This window comes from Streptomyces caniscabiei, from assembly GCF_014930365.1.
Lineage (GTDB): Bacteria > Actinomycetota > Actinomycetes > Streptomycetales > Streptomycetaceae > Streptomyces > Streptomyces caniscabiei.
This window is the reverse complement of the sequence record NZ_JABXWI010000006.1, coordinates 255411-275163: the sequence shown is the minus strand read 5'-3', so window position 1 is coordinate 275163 and position 19753 is coordinate 255411. Positions and strand designations below refer to the sequence as shown.

The 19753-nt window shown below is 69.4% G+C and carries 25 protein-coding genes; 17 read left to right on the top strand and 8 right to left on the bottom strand.

Annotated features, from left to right (window positions below; translation table 11 throughout):
• Nucleotides 1-65: 65 nt before the first annotated feature.
• From HW837_RS18755 to HW837_RS18730, 6 genes are all read left to right on the top strand, one after another.
• On the top strand, nucleotides 66-521 hold the full coding sequence (locus tag HW837_RS18755) for a hypothetical protein (protein WP_013000971.1): 456 nt from the start codon (nucleotides 66-68) through the stop codon (nucleotides 519-521).
• A 111-nt stretch (nucleotides 522-632) separates the two neighbouring features.
• Nucleotides 633-1763 carry a hypothetical protein gene (locus HW837_RS18750; RefSeq protein WP_013000972.1) on the top strand — a complete coding sequence of 377 codons (1131 nt, stop codon included), beginning with the start codon at nucleotides 633-635 and terminating at the stop codon, nucleotides 1761-1763.
• The gene (locus HW837_RS18745; RefSeq protein WP_049875715.1) at nucleotides 1757-2716 is read left to right on the top strand and encodes an SAM-dependent methyltransferase; all 960 of its coding nucleotides are present in this window, start codon (nucleotides 1757-1759) and stop codon (nucleotides 2714-2716) included. Before HW837_RS18750 ends, HW837_RS18745 begins: the two co-directional genes overlap by 7 nt.
• Nucleotides 2717-2841: 125 nt before the next feature.
• Nucleotides 2842-3819, top strand: coding sequence for a hypothetical protein (locus HW837_RS18740; protein WP_013000974.1), 978 nt, complete (start codon nucleotides 2842-2844; stop codon nucleotides 3817-3819).
• Nucleotides 3820-3884: 65 nt separating this feature from the next.
• A complete protein-coding gene (locus HW837_RS18735; RefSeq protein WP_078580112.1) occupies nucleotides 3885-4103 on the top strand; it encodes a helix-turn-helix domain-containing protein in 219 nt (72 codons plus the stop codon).
• A 216-nt stretch (nucleotides 4104-4319) separates the two neighbouring features.
• Nucleotides 4320-4664 (top strand): zinc ribbon domain-containing protein, encoded by a 345-nt coding sequence (locus HW837_RS18730; RefSeq protein ID WP_013000975.1) that lies wholly within the window; start codon nucleotides 4320-4322, stop codon nucleotides 4662-4664.
• Nucleotides 4665-4844: 180 nt separating this feature from the next.
• Here HW837_RS18730 and HW837_RS18725 read toward each other — a convergent pair whose 3' ends face one another.
• From HW837_RS18725 to HW837_RS18705, 5 genes are all read right to left on the bottom strand, one after another.
• Entirely contained in the window at nucleotides 4845-5012 is a 168-nt protein-coding gene (locus HW837_RS18725; protein ID WP_158512234.1) for a hypothetical protein, read from the bottom strand.
• A 233-nt stretch (nucleotides 5013-5245) separates the two neighbouring features.
• Nucleotides 5246-5839 (bottom strand): phosphatase PAP2 family protein, encoded by a 594-nt coding sequence (locus HW837_RS18720; protein WP_037729819.1) that lies wholly within the window; start codon nucleotides 5837-5839, stop codon nucleotides 5246-5248.
• Nucleotides 5829-7025 carry an MAB_1171c family putative transporter gene (locus HW837_RS18715; protein ID WP_013000977.1) on the bottom strand — a complete coding sequence of 399 codons (1197 nt, stop codon included), beginning with the start codon at nucleotides 7023-7025 and terminating at the stop codon, nucleotides 5829-5831. Before HW837_RS18715 ends, HW837_RS18720 begins: the two co-directional genes overlap by 11 nt.
• Nucleotides 7022-7576: a hypothetical protein gene (locus HW837_RS18710; protein WP_060878342.1), complete on the bottom strand. Its 555-nt coding sequence runs from the start codon at nucleotides 7574-7576 to the stop codon at nucleotides 7022-7024. Before HW837_RS18710 ends, HW837_RS18715 begins: the two co-directional genes overlap by 4 nt.
• A 174-nt stretch (nucleotides 7577-7750) precedes the next feature.
• Nucleotides 7751-8245 (bottom strand): helix-turn-helix domain-containing protein, encoded by a 495-nt coding sequence (locus HW837_RS18705; RefSeq protein WP_046773755.1) that lies wholly within the window; start codon nucleotides 8243-8245, stop codon nucleotides 7751-7753.
• A 540-nt stretch (nucleotides 8246-8785) separates the two neighbouring features.
• Between HW837_RS18705 and HW837_RS18700 the strand changes: the two genes are divergently transcribed.
• The 11 genes from HW837_RS18700 to HW837_RS18650 all read left to right on the top strand — a co-directional run bounded on the left by HW837_RS18700 (nucleotide 8786) and on the right by HW837_RS18650 (nucleotide 17449).
• Nucleotides 8786-8932, top strand: a complete 147-nt coding sequence (locus HW837_RS18700) for a hypothetical protein (protein WP_158512235.1) — start codon at nucleotides 8786-8788, stop codon at nucleotides 8930-8932.
• Complete coding sequence (locus tag HW837_RS18695; RefSeq protein ID WP_013000980.1) at nucleotides 8929-9819, top strand: helix-turn-helix domain-containing protein; 891 nt, start codon at nucleotides 8929-8931, stop codon at nucleotides 9817-9819. The genes HW837_RS18700 and HW837_RS18695 overlap by 4 nt, the downstream gene beginning before the upstream one ends.
• Before the next feature lie 2 nt (nucleotides 9820-9821).
• Nucleotides 9822-10520, top strand: a complete 699-nt coding sequence (locus HW837_RS18690) for a zinc finger domain-containing protein (RefSeq protein ID WP_013000981.1) — start codon at nucleotides 9822-9824, stop codon at nucleotides 10518-10520.
• A gap of 162 nt (nucleotides 10521-10682) precedes the next feature.
• Nucleotides 10683-11324, top strand: a complete 642-nt coding sequence (locus tag HW837_RS18685) for a WhiB family transcriptional regulator (RefSeq protein WP_037729902.1) — start codon at nucleotides 10683-10685, stop codon at nucleotides 11322-11324.
• A complete protein-coding gene (locus tag HW837_RS18680; protein ID WP_060881478.1) occupies nucleotides 11321-12940 on the top strand; it encodes a collagen-like domain-containing protein in 1620 nt (539 codons plus the stop codon). Before HW837_RS18685 ends, HW837_RS18680 begins: the two co-directional genes overlap by 4 nt.
• Nucleotides 12937-13128, top strand: a complete 192-nt coding sequence (locus HW837_RS18675) for a hypothetical protein (RefSeq protein WP_013000984.1) — start codon at nucleotides 12937-12939, stop codon at nucleotides 13126-13128. Before HW837_RS18680 ends, HW837_RS18675 begins: the two co-directional genes overlap by 4 nt.
• Nucleotides 13129-13214: 86 nt before the next feature.
• On the top strand, nucleotides 13215-13451 hold the full coding sequence (locus HW837_RS18670; protein WP_013000985.1) for a hypothetical protein: 237 nt from the start codon (nucleotides 13215-13217) through the stop codon (nucleotides 13449-13451).
• A gap of 224 nt (nucleotides 13452-13675) precedes the next feature.
• The gene (locus HW837_RS48110) at nucleotides 13676-14065 is read left to right on the top strand and encodes a plasmid mobilization protein (RefSeq protein WP_013000986.1); all 390 of its coding nucleotides are present in this window, start codon (nucleotides 13676-13678) and stop codon (nucleotides 14063-14065) included.
• Entirely contained in the window at nucleotides 14062-15801 is a 1740-nt protein-coding gene (locus tag HW837_RS18660) for a relaxase/mobilization nuclease domain-containing protein (RefSeq protein ID WP_013000987.1), read from the top strand. The genes HW837_RS48110 and HW837_RS18660 overlap by 4 nt, the downstream gene beginning before the upstream one ends.
• Nucleotides 15802-16229: 428 nt before the next feature.
• Entirely contained in the window at nucleotides 16230-16673 is a 444-nt protein-coding gene (locus HW837_RS18655) for a hypothetical protein (protein WP_013000988.1), read from the top strand.
• A gap of 80 nt (nucleotides 16674-16753) precedes the next feature.
• Nucleotides 16754-17449 carry a hypothetical protein gene (locus HW837_RS18650; protein WP_013000989.1) on the top strand — a complete coding sequence of 232 codons (696 nt, stop codon included), beginning with the start codon at nucleotides 16754-16756 and terminating at the stop codon, nucleotides 17447-17449.
• A 622-nt stretch (nucleotides 17450-18071) separates the two neighbouring features.
• Here the strand turns inward: HW837_RS18650 and HW837_RS18645 are convergent.
• From HW837_RS18645 to HW837_RS18635, 3 genes are all read right to left on the bottom strand, one after another.
• On the bottom strand, nucleotides 18072-18893 hold the full coding sequence (locus HW837_RS18645; protein WP_013000990.1) for an SPDY domain-containing protein: 822 nt from the start codon (nucleotides 18891-18893) through the stop codon (nucleotides 18072-18074).
• A 15-nt stretch (nucleotides 18894-18908) separates the two neighbouring features.
• Nucleotides 18909-19199 (bottom strand): hypothetical protein, encoded by a 291-nt coding sequence (locus HW837_RS18640; RefSeq protein WP_037729826.1) that lies wholly within the window; start codon nucleotides 19197-19199, stop codon nucleotides 18909-18911.
• An 80-nt stretch (nucleotides 19200-19279) separates the two neighbouring features.
• Entirely contained in the window at nucleotides 19280-19654 is a 375-nt protein-coding gene (locus HW837_RS18635) for an SPDY domain-containing protein (protein ID WP_037729828.1), read from the bottom strand.
• Between the last annotated feature and the right edge of the window lie 99 nt (nucleotides 19655-19753).

Sequence of the window (19753 nt, the reverse complement as noted above, 5' to 3'; positions counted from 1 at the left end):
TCGCATCCCGGCCGACCAGGACCTCGCCCCGCCCGCTACCCACCTCGACCTGTCCGGAACTCCTCGTGAACATCCTCACCGCATCCCGCCCCCATGCCGTTCATCCGGCAATCACCCCGGCCGCGCCACCCGCGCAGACCAGCAGCGTCTTCCAGGACGCCTGGCTGCCCCGCCCCGCTCCACGAGCCGTACCGGCCGGGGACACCTTCGACGCCGTACGCGTCACCCAGCAGCACGGTGAACTCGTCCTCCAACACCTGCAGAGGTTCCCCGCCCTGCCGATCGGAGCGGTGCTGGCCGACCAAGACCAGTGGTGGTTCTTCGTCCCCGCCCACTTCGACAACACGCCTTGGCCCCGGCCGGTCCGCTACTTGACCACCGGCAGCTTCATCACCGTTCCGCCCCCGGAGCACACCCGCGCCATCGGCTGCAGCCTCGGCTGGATCCAACACGGCGCTCCCGGGCGCGAGTTCACCTCTCCACTCTTCCTGCGGCCGGTCCTCGATCACATGACCTTCTGACACAACCGCAGCTGTCCCCGAGACCGTCCCGACGACGGCATCCGGTCCACCCCGTCACCCCCCTCCACCCATCCGGCACCCCGAACACGGTCAACCCCGAGGAACCCGATCATGACAGCGCGCAAGATCATCCGGGTCGTCAGCTGCAACTTCGAACGCAACGGCCGCAGCGACTACGACACCTGGCTGACCATGTACCAGCGGCTGGCCGCCCTGCGCCCGGCAGTGCTGTGCCGCCAGGAGAACCCGGGCCACGCCCGCACCGGGGCCGGGCGCTTGCTGTTCAACGAGTCCCAGCGGATCCTCGGTCTTGCCGGCGAACTCGGCCCCGGACTGGGCACCGACGCCCTGTACTACGACCAGGAGGTCTTCGAGCAGCTGACCGTGTGGGAGACCGCATGTCCGGCCTGGCCGCTGCCCCCGGTCGCGATGACGCTGCGGCTGCGCGGCACCGAGGACGTCGACCTTGTGGCGGCCTGCACCCGCCTGTCCTACAACTCCCCCCACCTGCGGGCGGTCCAGGCGGGCGACGTCACCCGCTTCGCCGACCGCGTCGAGCCCTGCAAGACCGGCGCCGGCACCGCCGACCGCAAGCTGCCCGTCCTGGCGATCGGCCAGGACTGCAACAGCTACGTCGATCCCCCGCGGCTCGTCCCCGGCGAGACTCCCGTCCCCGAACTCGCCGACATCAAGGACCCCCAGCACCGGGCACACCGCAGCTACGAAACCGCCCCGGGCCTACGGGTGATGGACTCCCTGGCCGACCGGACCCTGCTGGCCGCCGAACTGGAGGATGCCGCCCGGCACGCCGCACTGCTGCCCGGCGGACCGGGCCTGCGGGCGGTCGCGCCGACCGTGGACGCCTCCCCGACCCACGGTCCGGCACACCGCGTCGACCGCATCTACACCAGCCGGATGCTCCTGCCCGCCGTGATCAACGCCGAAGTCATCGACATGAAGGGCCTCTCCGACCACCACACGGTCATGGTGGCCTTCGACCGTGACGTGATCGTCGACATCCACCGCACGACATTTGCCACCACCGCCAGCCTGCATCGTACGGACCAAGGCCCCCGCAACGCATCGACTCTGCCCTCGCCACCCCCCGATCCAGCACCCGCCCCGCTCAGTTTCGAGACCGTCGCCACCAAGGAGGTGCGGCGGGTGACGGACCACGCCCTGCTGATCGCCAGGCTCCTCCTCGCCGAAGGCCGCCGCGTCCTCACCCCCGCCCCGTGGTGACGCCACCCGCCGGCCCGGCAGAGCACGCCTCCCCCACCGGCCTGCCCTCGAACTGGTTCACATGCCCGGCGACCTCCCGGATCGACAACTACCTGACGGGCGGATGCGACCACTTCGCGGCCGACCGGAACCTGGCCGGACTCCTCACAGCGGAGGCACCCTGGCTCCCAGCCATGGTGAAGATCAACCAACGCCACCGGTCCCACGCCGTCACCGCCCTCGCGAAGGATCTCGGCATCACCCAGTTCCTGGACCTGGGCTGCGGGCTGCCCTCCAGGTGGAACCGGAAACATGGACGCCACGACCCCGAGCTGACCCACGAAGCCGCGCGAGCCGTCCACGCCGGCGCCCGGGTCGTCTACCTCGACAACGACCCCATGGTCTGCGGGTACGCCCGTCTGGCTTCGGACAGCAGCCAGACCACCGTGGTCCAGGCCGACCTCCGCCGGATCAACGAGGTGCTCGACCACCCGGGACTCAGCCTCCTCGACCGGGCGGAGCCGATCGCCGTTCTGGTCCACGACGTCCTCCCCTGGCTGAGCACCACTGCCGCGACCCGGGCGATGACCGGCCTGCACGACTGGCTCTCCCCAGGCAGCACCCTCTCCGTCACCCACGCCACGGCGGACATGGAGCCCGCACCGATGTGGGGGCTCCAGGCCAGGTTCGCCGATACCGGAATCGCCTACCAGCCGCGCTCACGGGAGGAGATCCAGGCCGTGCTGAACGCGTGGAGCCCGGCGCCGGGGGATCTCGTTCCGACGGCGCAGTGGCGGGCGGGCGGCGTTCGCCGGCTGCCCTCCGGCGAACGCTGCAACGCGTACGCCGCCATCCTCACCAAAACACCACCGGCCCCCGGCCACCACCCGGCAGCCCGCACCCACGGGCAACACCCCACGGCCCAACCCGAATCCGACGGCTTCCGACCAGTACCCGCCACAACCACAGCCTGACCGTCACTTCATCCCCCGCACCCGGCCCGCCCACAACCGGAGCCCGCTCGGGCAGCGCCCGCACCGGTCCGCCACGGCCGGGCATCCACGTACTGCCCTCCTCGCCCAGAAGGAAGAACCCACCCATGAAACGCGCCGTCAGCCAGAACCAGCTCCTTGCCTGGGCAGCAGGCTTACTGGTGCTCGCGAGCCTGCCCTCCCTGGCCACAGCGGCATCGCGACTCGACGGACACGGCGACGCGCAACGGCTGCCCCACGGCTTCGCCGACTGGGTCCAGTTCGGCGCGGCCCTGACCGCCTCGTTACTACTCGCCGCCATGGTCACCACCCGCACCGTCGGCCACGAAGGAGCCACACGACGAAGGCTACTCACCCAGCGCACCGCGGTGGCCGCGTGCACCCTGAGCTGGCTCTACACGACAACGCCCGCCTCCAGCCCCCTCGCCCGGCACCTAGGAACCGCCGTGTACGGAGTCGTGCTGGCATGGCTCGCCATCGAAGTATGCCGAGCCAGCGGCGCCCGGCTGTCTAGCGGCTTCGACATCGCCGACCGTGACCAACGCCTCCGCACGTGGGGGATCACCTCATGGTTCTACCTCTTGTGCGTGGCCGGGAGCTTCCTCGTCACCATGTCCGAGCAGCTGTTGCGAACGGCTGGCTTCGACAACGCACTGATCGTGGGACTCGACCAGCGCTCCACCCTCGGACTCGTCGGCCCGGCCGAAGGTGTACTCGCCTTCATCGCCACCGTGGCCATCGAGGACGTGGTGATCGTGGCCGCGACAGCCACCCTGCTGGCGAAGGCCCGACGCCCAACGTGGCACATATACACCGCCATCTGTCTCGTGGAAGTCGCCGTTCACGCCTACATGGGCATTTCCGCCCTCGCCTTCGCCGTCCTGACCGCCAGCCGCATCTGGCTGTACCGCCGATACCAAGGCTTCCTCCCGCTGGCGGTCGCTCACCTCGTCTTCAACATCTCCGTACTGCTCAAGTGGTTCGCCCCGGGCCTTCCTACGATGGTGATCGCCCTCATGCTCGCAACCGCGGCGATCCTCGGAGTCGCACCCCGCCGGGCAGGGAAAACAGGGGCCACCGCATGACCGAATCCATGGCCCGCCCTACCCGCCAGAACACGCCGAAAGCCAACAGTAGAGGAGAACATTCGATGGACTACTCGAAATTCAAGCCAAAAAGCCCGATAGTGGGCGCCGCCCGGAAACAGGTAGCAGCCGACATGAAGAAGAAATACGAAGCAGGCGCAAGCATCCGCGATCTGATGGAGGAAAGCCGTCGCTCCTACGGATTCGTCCGTGGAATTCTGCAGGAATCCAAGGTGACCTTCCGCCCCCGCGGAGGCAGGCACCGGTCAACGGCGCCTAGCTGACAGCGCTCTGCCGGTCGCCTGGTTCGCCCCCTCCGCAGTCCGCCGGATCCTCCCCGCCGCAGACCTGCAACTGATTCCCAGGCAAACCCCCAGTAGGCCGTACCTCGTATCCGACCTTCACCCCCGAGCCCCCTGCGTGCCGCTCGCCTGCGGGCAGTCTTCAGACCGGCCGGGCCGGGGGACAGAACACACGCGCACGCTCCCCTTCTCACCGAGGTGGGCGAGGCCATCGCCTCAGGAGAGCGCCGACGGCATCTCGCCTACAAGTGCGAACTCTACGGCTCCCAACTCATTGCAGTGCCGGCGTTCCACACCTCCCAGACCTGCGCCGCCTGCGGCACGGTCGACACCGACAGCCGAGAAGGCAGCGGACGGCTGTTCTCCTGCGTCCACTGCGGACACGAGGACGACGCCGATCACAACGCCTCGATCGAGATCGAGGCCCGAGCCCGCCGGACGGGTGGCTCGGTCACCAACAGCACGCGCAGCACCCGAGCGGTGCGAGTCCCCGCCCAACGCGGGAGGCGGACGCGTGAAGCCCTCCCGGCCGCCCACGGCTAGCTGTGCCGTCTCATGAGATTGGCGCCAGGGAGCCGCGATCGACGAAGTTGTGTCCCTCTTCAGGAAGGACGATGAAGACCCCGGAGCCAGGAGGATCCTCCACTGATGCTCTGCTGATGCGAGCTGTCCGCTCAGGGGTGGGCCACCGAGTGTCGCTGTCCCAACGAATCCCTACGAGGTTCACCTCCGCCACCGGAGGCAGAGGTCCTGGAATCCTGCGGGCAGGGTGACGTAGCCCATGGAGGGGTCGAGAAGGGCCTGGGCCAGCTCGTACAGTTCTTCGCTCTCCGCCTCCATCGCCCAGTACGCGTTCATGCGCTGGGTCAGGCGGATGCGGTAGAACACCATGTGCCCGACGCTGGCCCCGCCGTGGGTTGGGCCAGCGGCATCGTGGGTGTCACCGTCGTAGCGAATGTATACCTGCCAGCGCTCAACCGTCTCCTCATGGGCGTCCCCGCTCAGGGCGTGGCCGAAGTGGTAATGCAGGCGCAGTGCGGCAGGGTCTCCGGGAAGCGTTGCTGGGTCACGGCGCCGAGAGTAGCGGGCGCCGATCGCCCGCCGTCTGGTCGGCGGCGGACTGATCAGCGTGCCAACTGGAACACGGCCGCGGCCACGATGGTGCCGAGGATTGTGCCCGCGATGACCTGGTTGCGTGTGTGGTCCAGCAGCTCGACCCGGGACCACCCGACGATGACGACCAGGAGGAACCCGAGGGCCATCCACGCACCGTAGGTCTGTACGAGCATCGCGCAGGCACCTGCCGAGACGGCCTGGTGCACGGAGATCTTCCAGACGAACGTGATCACGGCGAGGATCGCCAGGGTGACCAGCATCGACACGATGAGGGCGGTCATCGTCCGCGGGGCGCCTGCGGCGGCCATGAGGAGGATTCCAATGGCCACGGAGAGCAGGATGACGGCCATGACGACCAGCCGTGCAGGCTTGGCCCCGACGTGTCGATCGCCCCAGTGGCCCTTCCGAATGCCGTACTTGATGAAGGTGATGGGGATAATGGCGGCGAAGAGTGCGCCGACCGCTCCCCAGGCGACGCCGATCCATTGCGCCGTGTGCCAGCCGATCAGGAGCGTGACGGCGATAATCCAGTTTTTCGGCTCAAGCCAGTCGGTGATGCGGCGTGCCAGTTTGGACTCCGCGGGGTACACGTCAGTTGTCATGGGAGGAGTCCTTTCCCGGTCCACCTGCCGACAAGGAGGCAAGCGCGACTTCCTGGCGGGTGAATTCTGCTACGACGGGCGAAGAAGCGTCGGCGCGGGATACCGCGTGGAGCCACGCGAGTTCACTCGGCCGGTCCCTTCCAGTGACGCCGAGGGGCGGGTGCTCAACACCTTCAAGCTGTTTTCCTGTTCGAGCGGCGCTAGCGGCCACGCGCAGCCAGGCGGCTTCTGACACAGCATCAACTTCCTGCTCACTTACGCCTTTTTGGAAGGCAAGCGCGCGAGCCCGCTCGCGCACATCTGCTGACACGTATTCACGTAGCGCCAGGCATGCGTCCTCGATTTCGATGACGCATCGTTCAAGTCGGAATCCCACACGCCGCTTTGGAACCGATGTGGAGAGCACCACGTGGGGAGCGGCGTCTGCCAGGCGCTTCCACAAAGGCTGGAGCCGCCTGAGCATGATCCAGGATCTGACGTACTCCACGGCCACGGAGAGCGGCGGCAGGCAGCTGCCGAGTGCGATCGACAGAATCGCCAACTGCTTGAGTGCAGTGGAGATCTGGTACTCCAGCGTCGGATACCGGACTCCGGTGGTGAGGTTCAGCGTGACGAAGCCGACGCGCTGCAGGGCATAGAGGCTGCCGAGCAGCGTGCCGAGCCCCATGAGGCCGAGGCCGGCCCTGCCCAGAAGGGTGCGGCTGTGCCGGACGCCGCTGAGGAAAAGCCAGGTGGCGACGAACATGGCGATGCCGATGTACAGCGTGAAAACCGCCGTGTAGAGAACCGGATAGATAGCGCGCACGCCCTCACCGACCCGTACTGGCCCACCTGGCATCCAGTTGGCCATTGCATAGAAAAGGACCATGAGGGGGAGCGTCACCGCGATCGCTGCCAGCCTGGTGCGGCGGGCCAGGCCCTGCGGGCGGACGACGGCGACGATGAAGTCCAGGAGGAAGGCCGCGGAGGTAACGCCGAGCAGGTGCTTTAGCAGCGGAGTAAGACTGGTGACGCCAGCGGTGTGACTGATGACGGCTTTGACGGCAGGCACCTCGAAGGTCATGGCCGCAGCCAGGGCCGCGAACGTCAGCGCAAGGCTCCGTTGCTTGTGGGAGTGACGGATGGACGGCAGACGCCACACGGTCACGAGCCACAGGGAGCCGGCGACGAGGGTCGGGGTGTTCATGAGCGGCGGTTCCTCCGGGGATGAACGAGGGCGTCTTCAAGACGGGTCATGGCGCCTGGCCGCCCTGGCTCTCGGCCGGAGTAGGCCAGTTCCTCGAACAGCTCACCGAGGGACGAGGCAGCCATCTCGGCGTCGTACTCGGTCTCACTGTCGTAGCTGGTCCGTCCGAGCGCTGTGATCACGGCCGAGGGGTCGACGCCCTGGGGCATGACCGACAGGAGCGACTGCACGACGCTCGTGTTCTCGCTTGCATGCCCGAGCAGTAGGTGCGCCAATTCGTGGCGGACTATTTGCGCGCGGTGCCGCTCGCTTGTCGCCGCCACATGAAATATGTGATCTCCGCTGTCGAAGGAGATCATGAGACCGCACGGGGCGTTGACGCCACCCAGGTCGGGCAATTCGTGGAGGTGCAGCGGGCGTCCACGCCTGACCGCCAGCTGGCGGCATATTTCATCCACCGCGTAGGGGTCAGATATTTCGATTCCCTGCAGTTGCTCCTCGCACTGTCGCCTCAGCTGCGCTTCTTTCCGCGCATAGCGCCGATTGAACATGAACGAGATCCTTGCTGTGGCCCCGAGTAAGCGCAGTACGCAACTCTCACTCGACTCTTACTCACCGGCACACGAGGATTTCCCGCGCCCGAGCGGAGCTTTACACAGCCTCGCCGGGTGACCAAGAGGATCTTGAAGGCATATCCGCCAAAACGGGATAACGGGTGAGGGAGGTCACGTTACTGAGGGATTATCAGGCTTATCAAGGCCCTCTAGGCGACGCGCCTGTTCAATTACCGTCGTGATCATTTTGAGGCTGTCGGCCGAGAGTCCATTGGCTCGCAGCGCGAGTCCTCGCACCTTGCTGTCACCCACGGCCGCGATCAGCTCCATGGAGGCCCGGATCTTCTCGGACTCCTCGGCATCGAAGTCAGGGAAGAAGTATTGGGGTGTGACATTGAAGTGGCGCGCCAGCGCTTCGACGGTATTCACGGTCGGGTTCGGCTTGACTCCGGAGCGTAGCTGCGAAATGGCGCTCTCCGAGACGGTGAGGCCGTCCACCTCGCCGGCCTCACGGATCGCGCGAGATACCTCCGCGTTGGTGTACCTCTTGCCCGTCGCCGGGTTCTTCACCGTTTCGAAGAGGTGGTTCAGCTTGTCGGCGAGGCTCAGCCGCCGACCGCCGGACGACCCCGAGGACACCTCCGCCGATCCACTGGACTCCACCATCACCCGCCTCCTCCCATCTACACCCTGAAGACCCGACGATACTCCAGTGATGATGTGAGACCAACCCGCGAGACAGAACACTATGGTGTTGACAGACAGGGATCACTTCGGCGTATGTTCCAGCCGCGGCAACACCAAAGTGTTGCAACGCTGGGAGGGCGGCAGAGCGCATCGCTCCCTGCGGCGTTCGCCATACCCCTAGGCACGAGGACCGCTCATGATGACCTGCCCCGCGTCGCGCTCGGCCGCGCGACTTCTACAGAGTTTAAGAACCAACTCTGGATCTTGACGCAGGGTGGTGCGTATGTTCGTCGTCCCCCGGGCAGCCCGTCCGGCACGACGAACGCGAGGAGCAGCAGCATGCGCGCAACCCGGGCCTTGTAGGCCCACAAACAGCGACGGCGCCCGAGAGGTGCAACTCCCGGACGCCGAACGCTTCACGGCATGTACCGCCCCGGCAAGGGCGGGTATCGCCACCATCACCACGCTGATCCCTTCCACGGGGCGTCTCAGCGTGGCAACACCGAAGGAGATTCTTGCATGCGCTCTGCCCTGCGCAAAAGGCCCTTCCGCCTGGCCTGCGCGGCAGCCGCCTTCGCCTCGACGCCTCAGCGCACCGAGCCGGAACGCACCATCCCGGCCCCGGAGGGCCGCCGGCCCCGCCTGCTCATCGGGCGCGGCCGATGAGCAGCGAAGCCCGCGAGTGGGTGTGGGAGCACAGTTCCAGCCGGGGGACTGCGCGTCTGGTCCTGCTGTCGATCGCCGACCGGGTGGCCGACGAGCAGTGTGTCTCCTGGGCCTCGCTGTCGAGCCTGGCCAAGCGCACGCGCGCTTCCGTCTCCACGGTGCGCGAGGCCATCGACCGCCTGGTCCATGCCGGTGAGCTGGAGCAGCTCGACGACCTCACCGGCCCGCAGCGCAGCACCGTCTACCGCCTCCCCCTCGCCGCCAAGGCCGCCATGGCAGAGACCGCCGAGGACGAGGAAGCCGACCAGGCGCCGGCGGAGGGACCCGACGCCACGCCAGCGCTGCGGATCTCGGCCCTGCGGCGGTGCGGAATCCGGCCCCGTGAGGTGCCGGAAACCCCCGCGAGGGTCCGGAAACCGGCAGTACCGGAATCCGGCAGGTACCGACGGAAACCGGCACCTCGACGTGCCGGAAACCGGCACAGCGATGTACCGGAAACCGGCACACAGAACCGTAGTGAACCTGATTTGAACCGGAGGTACAGCAGTAGTGGTGCTGCCGTCCTCTCGGCTGCCGAGTGGCAGGTCGATTCCGCCACCCACACCTGGGCCCGCCAGCAGGGACACCTCGATCGCCTCGGCGAGCAGGGCCTTCGGGCCGCCGACGCGAAGTGGCGTGCACACCGGGCGGGCCATGCTCCGAGGGCGGCGGACGCCTGGGCTGCCGACTGGCGGTCCTGGGTCGCCCGGGAGCACGCTCCCAGCCGACCGAACCTCTACGCCGTGCCCGGCAAGAACACCGCCGTACCGGGGGGCATGACGCGGACGCAGGCGCACACCGCCGCCCTGCTTGCCGCCCTCGACGAGCCGACCGGAACGGAGGGCTGACGGTGGACCGCCGCGAAATCGCCGCCCTGCTGGCCTACATCGGCCGACTCGACCCCCGCACCATCCGCACCGACCAGGGCGAGGCCCGCGACCAGCTCGCCCAGTGGCACGAGCTGCTCGGCGACGTGCCGATGGCCACCCCGTACGGCTGGGACGCCCGCATCGCCGCCCGCCAGCACATCCGCACCTCGCCGTACCAGATCCTGCCCGCGGACATAGCCCGTCCCTGGGAGAGCTACCGGCGCGACCGCCTGGCCCGGCACTCCGACCCGACACCGTCCGCCGACCCGGACGACCAGGCAGCCTGGACTGCCGAGCTGGTCGGCACCCGCCGCGCCGTCGCCGCCGGTACCGCGCAGCCCTCGCAGGCCCGGGCGATCACCAGCGGTCGCGACGGGATCGACCCGAGGCTCGAGGCGAGGTTGCGGGAGATCGGCTCCTGCATACCGCCTGCCGCCCGTGCTGCCCTCGCCCCCTACCGGCCCGCCCGTGCCACCCGCGATTCCGCCGTGGCGAAGGGTCTGCCCGACGCCCTGAGCGTCCGCTGCGAGTGGTGCCTGGCCCGGCCCGGCGAGCCGTGTCGCCGCCGCCGACCCGGCCCCGACGGTGTGGCCCGCGGAACCGCGCCGCGGGCCACACCGCATCCCGGCCGCCTCGACCTCGCCATCGCCCAGCAGGCCCAGCAGCCCGCCGTGGACTGATCGGCGCATCCGGCGCGTGCATCCCCTCCGATGCACCGCCACCCCAACACCACCGACCCGCCCCGGCTGCGGCGCACGCCCGCGCGCCGCAGCCGGCACCCGCCGCCGCACCCGACGAGCACCGCCCCGGCCGGCAGACGCGGCAGCACATCGGAGAGCCCCTTGCGCCACATCACCACCCACGACGCGCCGACCACCGGCCTGCGCGGCATCGGAGACACCAGCTGGCACACCCGCGGAGCGTGCCACGGCATGGACGTCGAGGACGCCGACGCCGTGTTCTTCCCCGGGCCTCGGGATCACGAGGAGATCGCGGAGGCGAAGGAGCTGTGCGGCTGGTGCCCTGTACGCCGCAAGTGCCTCGACTTCGCCCTGGAGAACGTCCTCAAGGAGGGCGTCTGGGGCGGCCTCACCGAAGCCGAGCGGCGCCCGCTGCACGACGGACTGCACCGGCGCCTGGACTACCGGCGCGTGACCGCCTTCTTCCAGGGACGCGACGTGCACCTGACCGAGGCTGAACGGCAGGTCGTCATCGACCACGCCTACGTCCGGGGCTGGCGGCCCAAGCGGCTTGCCGCTGCCCTGCAGATCAGCCACAAGCACGCCCGCGATCTGCTCCGGCAAGCGGCCAACAAGGTCTTCGACCGCGACCGCAACTACGGCGTGCCCCGCTCCAAGAAGAAGCGGAAGAAGACCACTCCGTCAACGGGCAGCCCCGCGCCCGCCGCACCCGGCACACAGCAGCCCGCAGTCCGCCCGGTAGCGCCGACTCCGGCCCACACCCCTCTCGGAAAGGCCGCATGACCCACCCCGCCCTGGCCCTCGGTGTCACTCCGGACCTCCCCCTCCTCCTCACCGCCGGCGTGCCCGCCGTCCTCCTGCTGATGCTGGCCGCCTGGACGATCCGGCGCCGCGGAACCCGCCCGCAGAAACGTCTCGGCAGTCCGGCGGTCAAGGTCGCCGCCCTTGCCGCCCTCGGCTGCACCGCCTACAGCGCCGACACCTCGTGGCGCTTCGCCGCCGACTTCCTCGACATGGCCGGCACCGCCGAGCGGGCCGGGATGTTCGCCGCGGCCGAGCTGGCGCTCTTCGCGACCGCGCTGATGGCACGCCAGAACCTGGCCACCCAGGGTGCTCCTGGTCTGCCGGGCACGCTGGTCTGGGTGATCACGACGGTGCAGGTGATCCCCGCCTATGCAGAGAGCGGTCCCATCGGCGGCACGGTTAGGGCCTTCGTCGGGCCGGTCATGGCAGCGATGCTGTGGCACCTGGCCATGGGGATCGAGCTGCGCCTGCGCACCCCGGGTGCCGCCTCGCACGGACTGATCGCCGTCCTGGGGCGGGAGGCACGCGAGCGGCTCTTGTCCCGCCTCGGCATCGCCGCGCGAGACCGCGACGCCGCGCAGATCACCCGGGACCGGGCCACCACCCGCGCGGTCGCCCTCGCCGCCCGCCTCGCCGAGCGCACACCCGAGCAGCAGCGGAACCGTCGAGGTCGGCGGCTGACGCGGCGCCTGTCGAAGGCGCTCGGCAGGGCCTCGGTCGGCACCGACCCCCTCCAGCGGGCACAGCTGCTCGACCAGCTCGCCGCCCGTCGGCACGCCCTCGCGCTCGCCACGGTCCCGCTGCCGTCGCCCTGGTCCCCGGTGCACAACACCGCAACGGCAGCCACGGTCGCCTCGAAGGCGCCGGTCCCCGTAGCCGGTCCCCACGAGTCGGACGGGGACCGGGGACCGAGCGCCCCGAGGGGAACGGTCCCCGAGGTTGCGGGCTCAAAGGCGTCGGCAGGCGCGGGGACCGGAGGCGAGAACACGGGGACCAGGGTGGGGACCGAGACCCCAGAAGCAAGCCCGGTCCCGGGGACCGGTCCCGCCAATCCGGAAGCCGAGCAGGGTGATGCCCGAGGCGTGGGGGTCGAGCGTCTGACGGGAGAAGTGGCTGCTCCGGGCCCTGATTCGCGTCGGGGACCGAGCGCCGCCGAGTCGGGGACCGAGCCCACCGGGGACCGGGGACCGACCGACACCGACACGGGGACCGAGCCCACCGGGGACCGGGGACCGACCGACACCGACACGGGGACCGAGCCCACCGGGGACCGGGGACACAAGGTCCCCCTTCGACGGAAGTCGATCACGAAGACCAGGACGAAGCACAAGGGGAAGCGCGGCGGGTCCCGCACCCTGCAGGCACAGCGCCCGCCACGTGAGCTGGAGCAGTCGGTGGACCAGCTCGTCCAGCAGGTCCGCCCCCATGTCCCCGCCCTGCTCGAACGGGACGGCAATGAGTCCGTCACCCGGGTCCAGCTGCGGGAGATCCTCCGCCGCGAGGGTCTGAAGGGCGGCCGGAACGACCGGCTGAGCCTCGTCCTCCAGGAACTTCGGAGCGACGACACCACGAAGACAAGGAGCACTGCACGATGAAGACCTGCCACCAGTTCGACACCGTCCGTGCGGAGTACGAGCGGGAGATCGGCTTCATGCTTGCCCATTCCCAGCGGCACGCGGGCAGGCCGGCGGCGAAGGCCAGCGCAAAACAGGCTTCCTCGACGAAGCAGCGGATGGCCCGGGCGCTCAACAGCCATGTCGGGCGCTGCCCCGAGTGCGGCTGAACCGGCAAAGCCCCAGTTCAGCGCTCTATCCGCAACGGGTGGACCGGCTCCTTGCCAGGCCACCGTCCCGCTCCAGGAGACACCCCGTGATTCCGCGTCCCACTCGCTCTTCCGAGCCCACCGTCCCCGAGGCCATCGCCTGGGCCGATGTCCTGGTCCGTCGGCGGCTCCTGCACGCCGCCGTCCTCGCTCCGACCGGCCAGTCGCTCGTCCAGGACCGGCCCGACGGACCCGTCCGCGTCCTCATGGGACCGGCCGACGCCGTCGTTCTGGCCGCGACCATCCAGCACGACACCCGCATGATGAGGCCCGAATCCCGATGACGAACGCACCCAAGAACGGCACCACCCAGGAACCTGATCCCGACTCCCACTCAGTCTCGGGGCGAGCAAGATGGAGGTTCGGACACTCCCCCGATGGGGCAGTGTCCGAACCCGTCCCCGCCCCTGGGGTGGCGGGGCCCGACTGGCACCCGGGGGCGCCAGTCGGGAAGGCTGCGACCGAGGGCGGATCGCAGCCAGAAGCCGCCCACAAGGGGCGGCCGAAGGTGCGAGCGCGTCCGCGCGACAAGAAGCAGCGTCGCGCGCACAGCGTCCGCCTCAACCCGTCCGAACTCGCCCTCATCCAAGGCGGAGCAGACGCCGCCGGGATGAGCGTGGCGGGGTTCCTCGCCTACTCCGGGCTGGCCATGGCCCGCGACCGGTCCCGTACCGCGGTCGCCATCGCCACCGAACGCGACGTGCTCACCGAACTGTTCGCGATGAGGCGGCAGCTCGGCTGGGCCGGCAGCAATCTCAATCAAGCCGCCAAGATCCTCAACTCCGGTGGTGACGTTCCCCAGTTGACCCAGGTGATGGCCGACGTCCGCCGAGCGGCCGACGCGGTGAGGATGGCTGCCGACAAGGTGGCCAACCGGCAGGCAGACGAGGCGCCTTGATTCCACAGATCCACAAGCAGGGCAGTCACACCCTGGGCCTGCTGTACTACCTCTACGGCAAGGGAACCCATGAGGAACACGTCGATCCACATCTCGTCGCCTCCTTCGACGGCATGTCGCCTGACCCCGGACGCGATCCGACAGCCACCAAGAAGGATCTCGGTCAGCTGCTCGACCAGCCCCTCCATCTTCTTGCCGCGGATCAACGCCCGGCAAAGCACGTGTGGCACTGCTCGGTGCGTGCTGCGCCCGAGGACCCGATCCTCACCGACGATCAGTGGGCGGACATCGCGCGTCGCATCGTCGCCGCCACAGGGATCGACCCGCGCGACGGCGCGGGCTGCCGCTGGGCCGCCGTGCGGCACGCTGACGACCACATCCACATCGTTGCCACCCTCGTGCGCGAAGACGGCCGACGCCCCGACCACCACCGATCCGGTAAACGGGCGCAGGCCGAAGCCCGTCTCATCGAGAAAGAACTCGGGCTCCGGCAGGTCGCCCCCGGCGACGGCACCGCCGCACAGCGGCCCACCAGTGCCGAACGGCACAAGGCCGAACGCCAGGGTCGCGAACGCACGGCCCGCGAGGAGCTGCGCGAGACGGTACGGCGCGCGGTGTCCGGTGCGAGGAGTGACGAGGAGTTCTTCGACCGGCTCGCCGCCGCCGGCCTCCTGATCCGTAAGCGCGCCGCGCCGTCCGGAGACCTCCTCGGATACAAGGTCGCTCTGCCCGACGACCTGAACAGGGACGGCGAGCCGGTGTTCTACCCCGGCGCGCGCTTGGCCCCCGACCTGTCGCTGCCCCGCATCCGGGAGCGCTGGTCCGGCGACACCGGGACCGATCCGACCCCACGGCAGGAGGACACGGTCCGTGCGGGAGCGGGTGCCCCTGCCTCCGCCAGGCGCAGTACAGCATCGGCCGCGTGGCAGGCCGTGCTCATCGTCGAGCACGGCGACGACGCGGTCGCCGCCGCACACATCGCCGCCGCCGGCGAAGTCCTGGACGCGCTCGCGAAGACCTCCGCCGCACACACCCGCCGCGAACTGCAAGACGCCGCAACAGCGTTCGAGCGAGCCTCCCGCTCCCACGTACGCGCCGTACGCGGGCACGACCGCGCGCTGCGCCAGGCCGCCCGCGAACTCGTCCACGGAGGGCCCGCCCTCGGCCGCGGAGAAGACGGGGCCACCACCGCGATGGCGATCGACATGCTGTTCTTCCTCATCACCGCCGCCGCCCACTGGCACGCGAGAATGGGCCACGCCCAGCAGGCCGAAGCCGCCGCCCAGGCCGCCGAGCACCTGCGCACCGCCTACCAGGCCGCCGCCGCCCAGCCACTCGGCGTGCTCTACCAGCAAGGCCGACGTCTGAGCCGGCCGATACTCCAGCGGCAGACCATGCTGTTGCGCGAAACGCTGCCCCAACTCGCCGAACAGATCCTGGCCGAGCCCGGCTGGTACGCCCTGGCCGCGACCATCGCGGACGCCGAAGCCGCCGGCCACGACCCGGCCGCCATCCTGTCCGACGCCGCAGGGCACCGCGAACTCGACACCGCGGACTCGGTGAGCGACGTGCTGGTATGGCGGCTGCGGCGGACGGCCGATCTGCCCGCCGACTCCTCGTTCCGGTCCGAGAGCGGCACCGCTGGGGTCCCGTCCGCAACGCGCAGGACGGCCCCCCAGACTTCCGCGCCCGGCCGCCGCCGCAGCGGGGAGGAGACATCGGGCAAGACCCGGTGAGCCCTGCCAGCCGGGGTGCAGCCTCAGCACACGACTAGGAGCAGGCGCACCACCACCGCCCCGCTCGCGACCGACAGCGTGGCCGTACGCCACAGCGGACCCCGGCGGCGTTCAGGCCCGCGTTGTGGGTCACGGGCTCTACTCACGCACACTCAGGAGGAACGCAAGGGCGCAGGTGCGGCGACTCGAGCCAGCAGGCGACGCGAAGTGGGCGGTCGAAGCCGACGTGACGTGTTCGGGCACGCCGAGGGGACATCACTCATCCGCTCGGAGACACGCGCCGTTCCCACTCATCATCCGCGCCCCCAGGAGGCGGAAAACGCCTGATGGCCTGCCCGAAGGCGACTGTGGACTTTGTGAATTGAAACCGCCAGGGGCGTAAGGCACGATCATGAAGCGAGCAGGACGAGGCACAGGAGGACGCCAGGGTGTTTCACCGAATACGCCGCCGGGCCAAGGAGCCCAGCGAGGAACAGCGCCGATTCTTCGAGCTGTCGGCGCAGCTGCAGCCCCAGGTCCCACCCGGGATCGGAGTGCCGCCGACCGAGCCGGAACACATCGAGCCGACCGCGGTGGTGGACGACTTCCTTCCGCCGGAGCTGCGGGTACCCAGCCACGACCAGGTCGACGGCACCATGATGCCGTGGAAGCAGCCGCTCGTCCTCGACGGCGAGATGGTCGCCTGCTCCGAGTGCGGCACGTACCGGGACTGGCTCATCCTCTCCACCCGCGACCAGATCTGGCTGCGCTGCCGGGTCGGCCACCAGCAGCAAGAATCCCGCCTCGACACCGCCTGGTTCAACCGGAACCGCGGACCGGCGGACGCGACGCACGCCACGTTCGAGGATTGCCTGCGCCACCTCGGGCACTGACCCCCACTCCTACGACCCCACCGGGCCCCGCAGGCCCCCACTGACCACCCGTCGCCTAGCACCAAGGGGTCAGTTCCGTCATGCGCGTTCGCGTCGCCATCACCATCCTCGGCATCACCACCACTCTCCTCGCCGTGCCCGCCTGCTTCACCGACACCACCGGCACCAAGCCCAACACCGCCGCCTCCGCCCGTACCGGGTCGCCGACCGACGCCGCCCAGCAGACTGCTCCGCTCACGTCGGCCGCGCTGGAGACGCGCCTGCTCGACCAGAGCGACCTCGGCAGCGGCTACCTGCGCAAGCCGGAGCGCCTCACCCAGCACAACGACGTCACTGTCATCGGCTGCCCGGCCCTGAGCGAACTGGGCGGCGACACGACGACCGGCGGCACGCTCACCTTCCCGCACAGGGCGAAGGCCACCTTCACCTACGGCGGCAGTTCCACAGAGGTCTCGGAGGAGCTCTACAGCGACAGCGCGACCAAGCTGTCCAAGGTCATCGGACGAATCTTCGACGCCATGACCGGCTGCCCGACCTATCAGGTCGTCGCGGGCGGCGCCCCAATCGACATCGCCTCACAGAAGCTGCCCGCACCTCGCGACCTCGGTGCCGAGCAGTGGAGCCAGCTCCTGACGTTCTCCACCGGAGGACGGAGGACCGTGGTCAAGCAGACCGCGATCCGCGCCGGCAGCCTGCTGCTGATCGTCTCCGGCTCTCCGGCCCTTGTCGACCGCCACCTCGACAAGGCCCTCGCCAAGGCCACGGCAGCCAGCTGACCGGGCCCCGACACACTGCTGCCCCCGACCAAGAGATGGTCGGGGGCAGCAGTGCTGTGCGGCTCTCCCCGCTGCACGGTCCGGCAAGTTCTTAACGGGACGTGAACCATGCTGCGAGTCCACTCCCCATCGCTGTGACAAAGGCCGCCACCAGCCAGGTCGAAATGCGTTGAATGATGATGTGCACTCCGCCGCAACGGAGTTCAAGGGCCGGCTGCTGCTTCTCTTCGGTTCGAGACATATGGCTATTCCGCCGCACAGGATGTGGCACCGCTACGCCAAACCTTCGCCACTTTCTCGCCACTTCGACCGGCCACCGAGTACCACACGTTGGGCGGCACCACTACGCCAAAGCGCGGCCACTTTGCCCCACTTGAGACGCTGGCCGTACCACGTGAGGAATCCCTACCGCTACACCGAGTAGACCCCACTTCACCCCACTTCCCTGCCGTGGGGCGGAGGCGATCACCGACGCCGGGCAGGCCCTGACATCGTGCACTCGTCGCCCAGGTCGCCCTCCTTCGCCTCGATGGCTCGCCCGAGCCCGGAGGGAAATGCCAGAAGCCCGGCGCCCCCGTTCGGGAGGACCGGGCTTCTTCCTTCGGGCTGAGGGGTGCCGTCGCTAGGCCGGTGCCTGCAGCAGTCGCTCCCGGGTGGCCTCGGGCAGCACCCGGCGCAGGACCGGTGCGGTCGAGCTGAGCGAGGCGGCGAAGGCTGCCACGAGGTCGTGTGGGACGCTGGAACCGAAGGATGCCGCCCACAGGCAGGGTGCCCCGAGTGCGGGCTCGGCCCATGCCTGCCACCCGGCCGGTCCCGCCTCGTCGGCCGCCTCGGTCGTCAGGGCGCGCGGGTCGGCGTCCTGGATGAGGGGCGGTACCTCGCCGAGGCTGATGTGCGAGGTGAACGTCGGGTCCGTCGCTGCCGCGTGGGGCTGGTCGATGTCGCGGAGCCAGCCGTGTGCGGCGACGGCGTCGAGTACCAACTCGTGGCCGGCGAGCGGCATGGCGGGCTGGTCTCGGGCGTCGAGCGCAACGAGGAAGTCGGCCACGGCCTCGCCGGGGACATCGGGGGTGAAGTAGGCCGACCATTGAGCGAGCGGGGTGCTCGTCTCGGCGCGGGCGGAGATCTGCCAGGCGATCGGCAAGTCTCCCAGGTGGAACGGCTCGTCCGCCAGACTCCACTGGGCCCATCGGAGGGTGTCGGGGCTGATGTGCAGGACGGTACTGCGCAGGACCTGGCGGTCCTCCGGCTCCTCGTCGGGCTCGTGCCGTCCGCGGACGATCGTCAGGCTCGTCCAGCCCAGTCCGGCGAGCGTGTCGGCGACGGTCTCGTAGAGGCGCCTATCGTCGCCGGCCAGGTGCCGGGGTCCGACCCAGAACGCGGGCTGGCCTCCGGGCGGAGTGCACGGGTCGAGCGGGAAGTCGGGGTACAGGGGCGCCTCCAAGGGGTCGGTGCGGGTCTAGTTGCCGCTGGCACTGCGGCGGGGGCGGCGTGGGGGAGCCTGGACGGGGCCCTGCCAGGTCAGGGCGACGGCGACCCCGGGCGGCAGATGGCCGAGCTGTGCGCCCTCGTCCCGCCCCTCGGCGAGGTAGACGACGGTCCGGCCGGTCTCGTCCACGGACTGCACGACCTGCGCCAGGCGGTGCGCCATCGGAAAGAAGGGGTTCATGGCCTGGCGGACCGGAGCATCCCGGTCGCAGGCGGACAGCAGGTCGATGAGATCACCGACGGTCATCTCCGGGGTCGTCACGAACAGCCTCCTGGGGTGAGGGGAAACGGTGAGCGGTGGAAAGGTGGGGCCCGACAGCTGGCCGGCCACTCGAGCGAGAACTACTCGTGGGCGCTTGGCTGTCGTACACGACGTGAGGTCTCCAGCACACGCGCCACGGCGGCGGCGACGATGTGGGCCAGCGTCTCGATGTCGAACGACGGGCAGTAGCCACGCACCTTGGCCGTGCCGGACACAGCGATCTTCCATCCCTCGCCGTCCGTGCCGGAACGGCCGAGCGGGAACCAACCGAGGTTGAGGCGGCCGTCCTTCGAGCTGACGTGCACGTCCGCACGGTCGTCCACAATCAGGTGGAAGTCCCCTGCGGAGAACTGGTCCATCACGAGCGTGGGTTGGCCGGGGCCGAGCTGCCACTCGCGCAGCCGCAGGGCTTCGACGGTGGTGGAGAAACCGGAGTCCACGGGCGCTATGGGCACTAGCGATCACCATCTCTGACCTGGGGTTTCTTGCAAGGTCGTCTACGTTGACATGCCCCCGCCCGCGTTGGCCAGTCTTTCCGTGATCTTTCCTGTCTG

What these genes read in the sequence shown, in the direction of transcription:
- HW837_RS18650 (WP_013000989.1), top strand. Translation starts at nt 16,754, where the DNA reads ATGCGCGTTCGCGTCGCCATCACCATCCTCGGCATCACCACCACTCTC.
- HW837_RS18725 (WP_158512234.1), bottom strand. Translation starts at nt 5,012, where the DNA reads ATGGTGTTCTACCGCATCCGCCTGACCCAGCGCATGAACGCGTACTGG.
- HW837_RS18735 (WP_078580112.1), top strand. Translation starts at nt 3,885, where the DNA reads ATGGACTACTCGAAATTCAAGCCAAAAAGCCCGATAGTGGGCGCCGCC.
- HW837_RS18710 (WP_060878342.1), bottom strand. Translation starts at nt 7,576, where the DNA reads ATGTTCAATCGGCGCTATGCGCGGAAAGAAGCGCAGCTGAGGCGACAG.
- HW837_RS18705 (WP_046773755.1), bottom strand. Translation starts at nt 8,245, where the DNA reads ATGGTGGAGTCCAGTGGATCGGCGGAGGTGTCCTCGGGGTCGTCCGGC.
- HW837_RS18680 (WP_060881478.1), top strand. Translation starts at nt 11,321, where the DNA reads ATGACCCACCCCGCCCTGGCCCTCGGTGTCACTCCGGACCTCCCCCTC.
- HW837_RS18720 (WP_037729819.1), bottom strand. Translation starts at nt 5,839, where the DNA reads ATGACAACTGACGTGTACCCCGCGGAGTCCAAACTGGCACGCCGCATC.
- HW837_RS18750 (WP_013000972.1), top strand. Translation starts at nt 633, where the DNA reads ATGACAGCGCGCAAGATCATCCGGGTCGTCAGCTGCAACTTCGAACGC.
- HW837_RS18740 (WP_013000974.1), top strand. Translation starts at nt 2,842, where the DNA reads ATGAAACGCGCCGTCAGCCAGAACCAGCTCCTTGCCTGGGCAGCAGGC.
- HW837_RS18675 (WP_013000984.1), top strand. Translation starts at nt 12,937, where the DNA reads ATGAAGACCTGCCACCAGTTCGACACCGTCCGTGCGGAGTACGAGCGG.
- HW837_RS18715 (WP_013000977.1), bottom strand. Translation starts at nt 7,025, where the DNA reads ATGAACACCCCGACCCTCGTCGCCGGCTCCCTGTGGCTCGTGACCGTG.
- HW837_RS18695 (WP_013000980.1), top strand. Translation starts at nt 8,929, where the DNA reads ATGAGCAGCGAAGCCCGCGAGTGGGTGTGGGAGCACAGTTCCAGCCGG.
- HW837_RS18700 (WP_158512235.1), top strand. Translation starts at nt 8,786, where the DNA reads ATGCGCTCTGCCCTGCGCAAAAGGCCCTTCCGCCTGGCCTGCGCGGCA.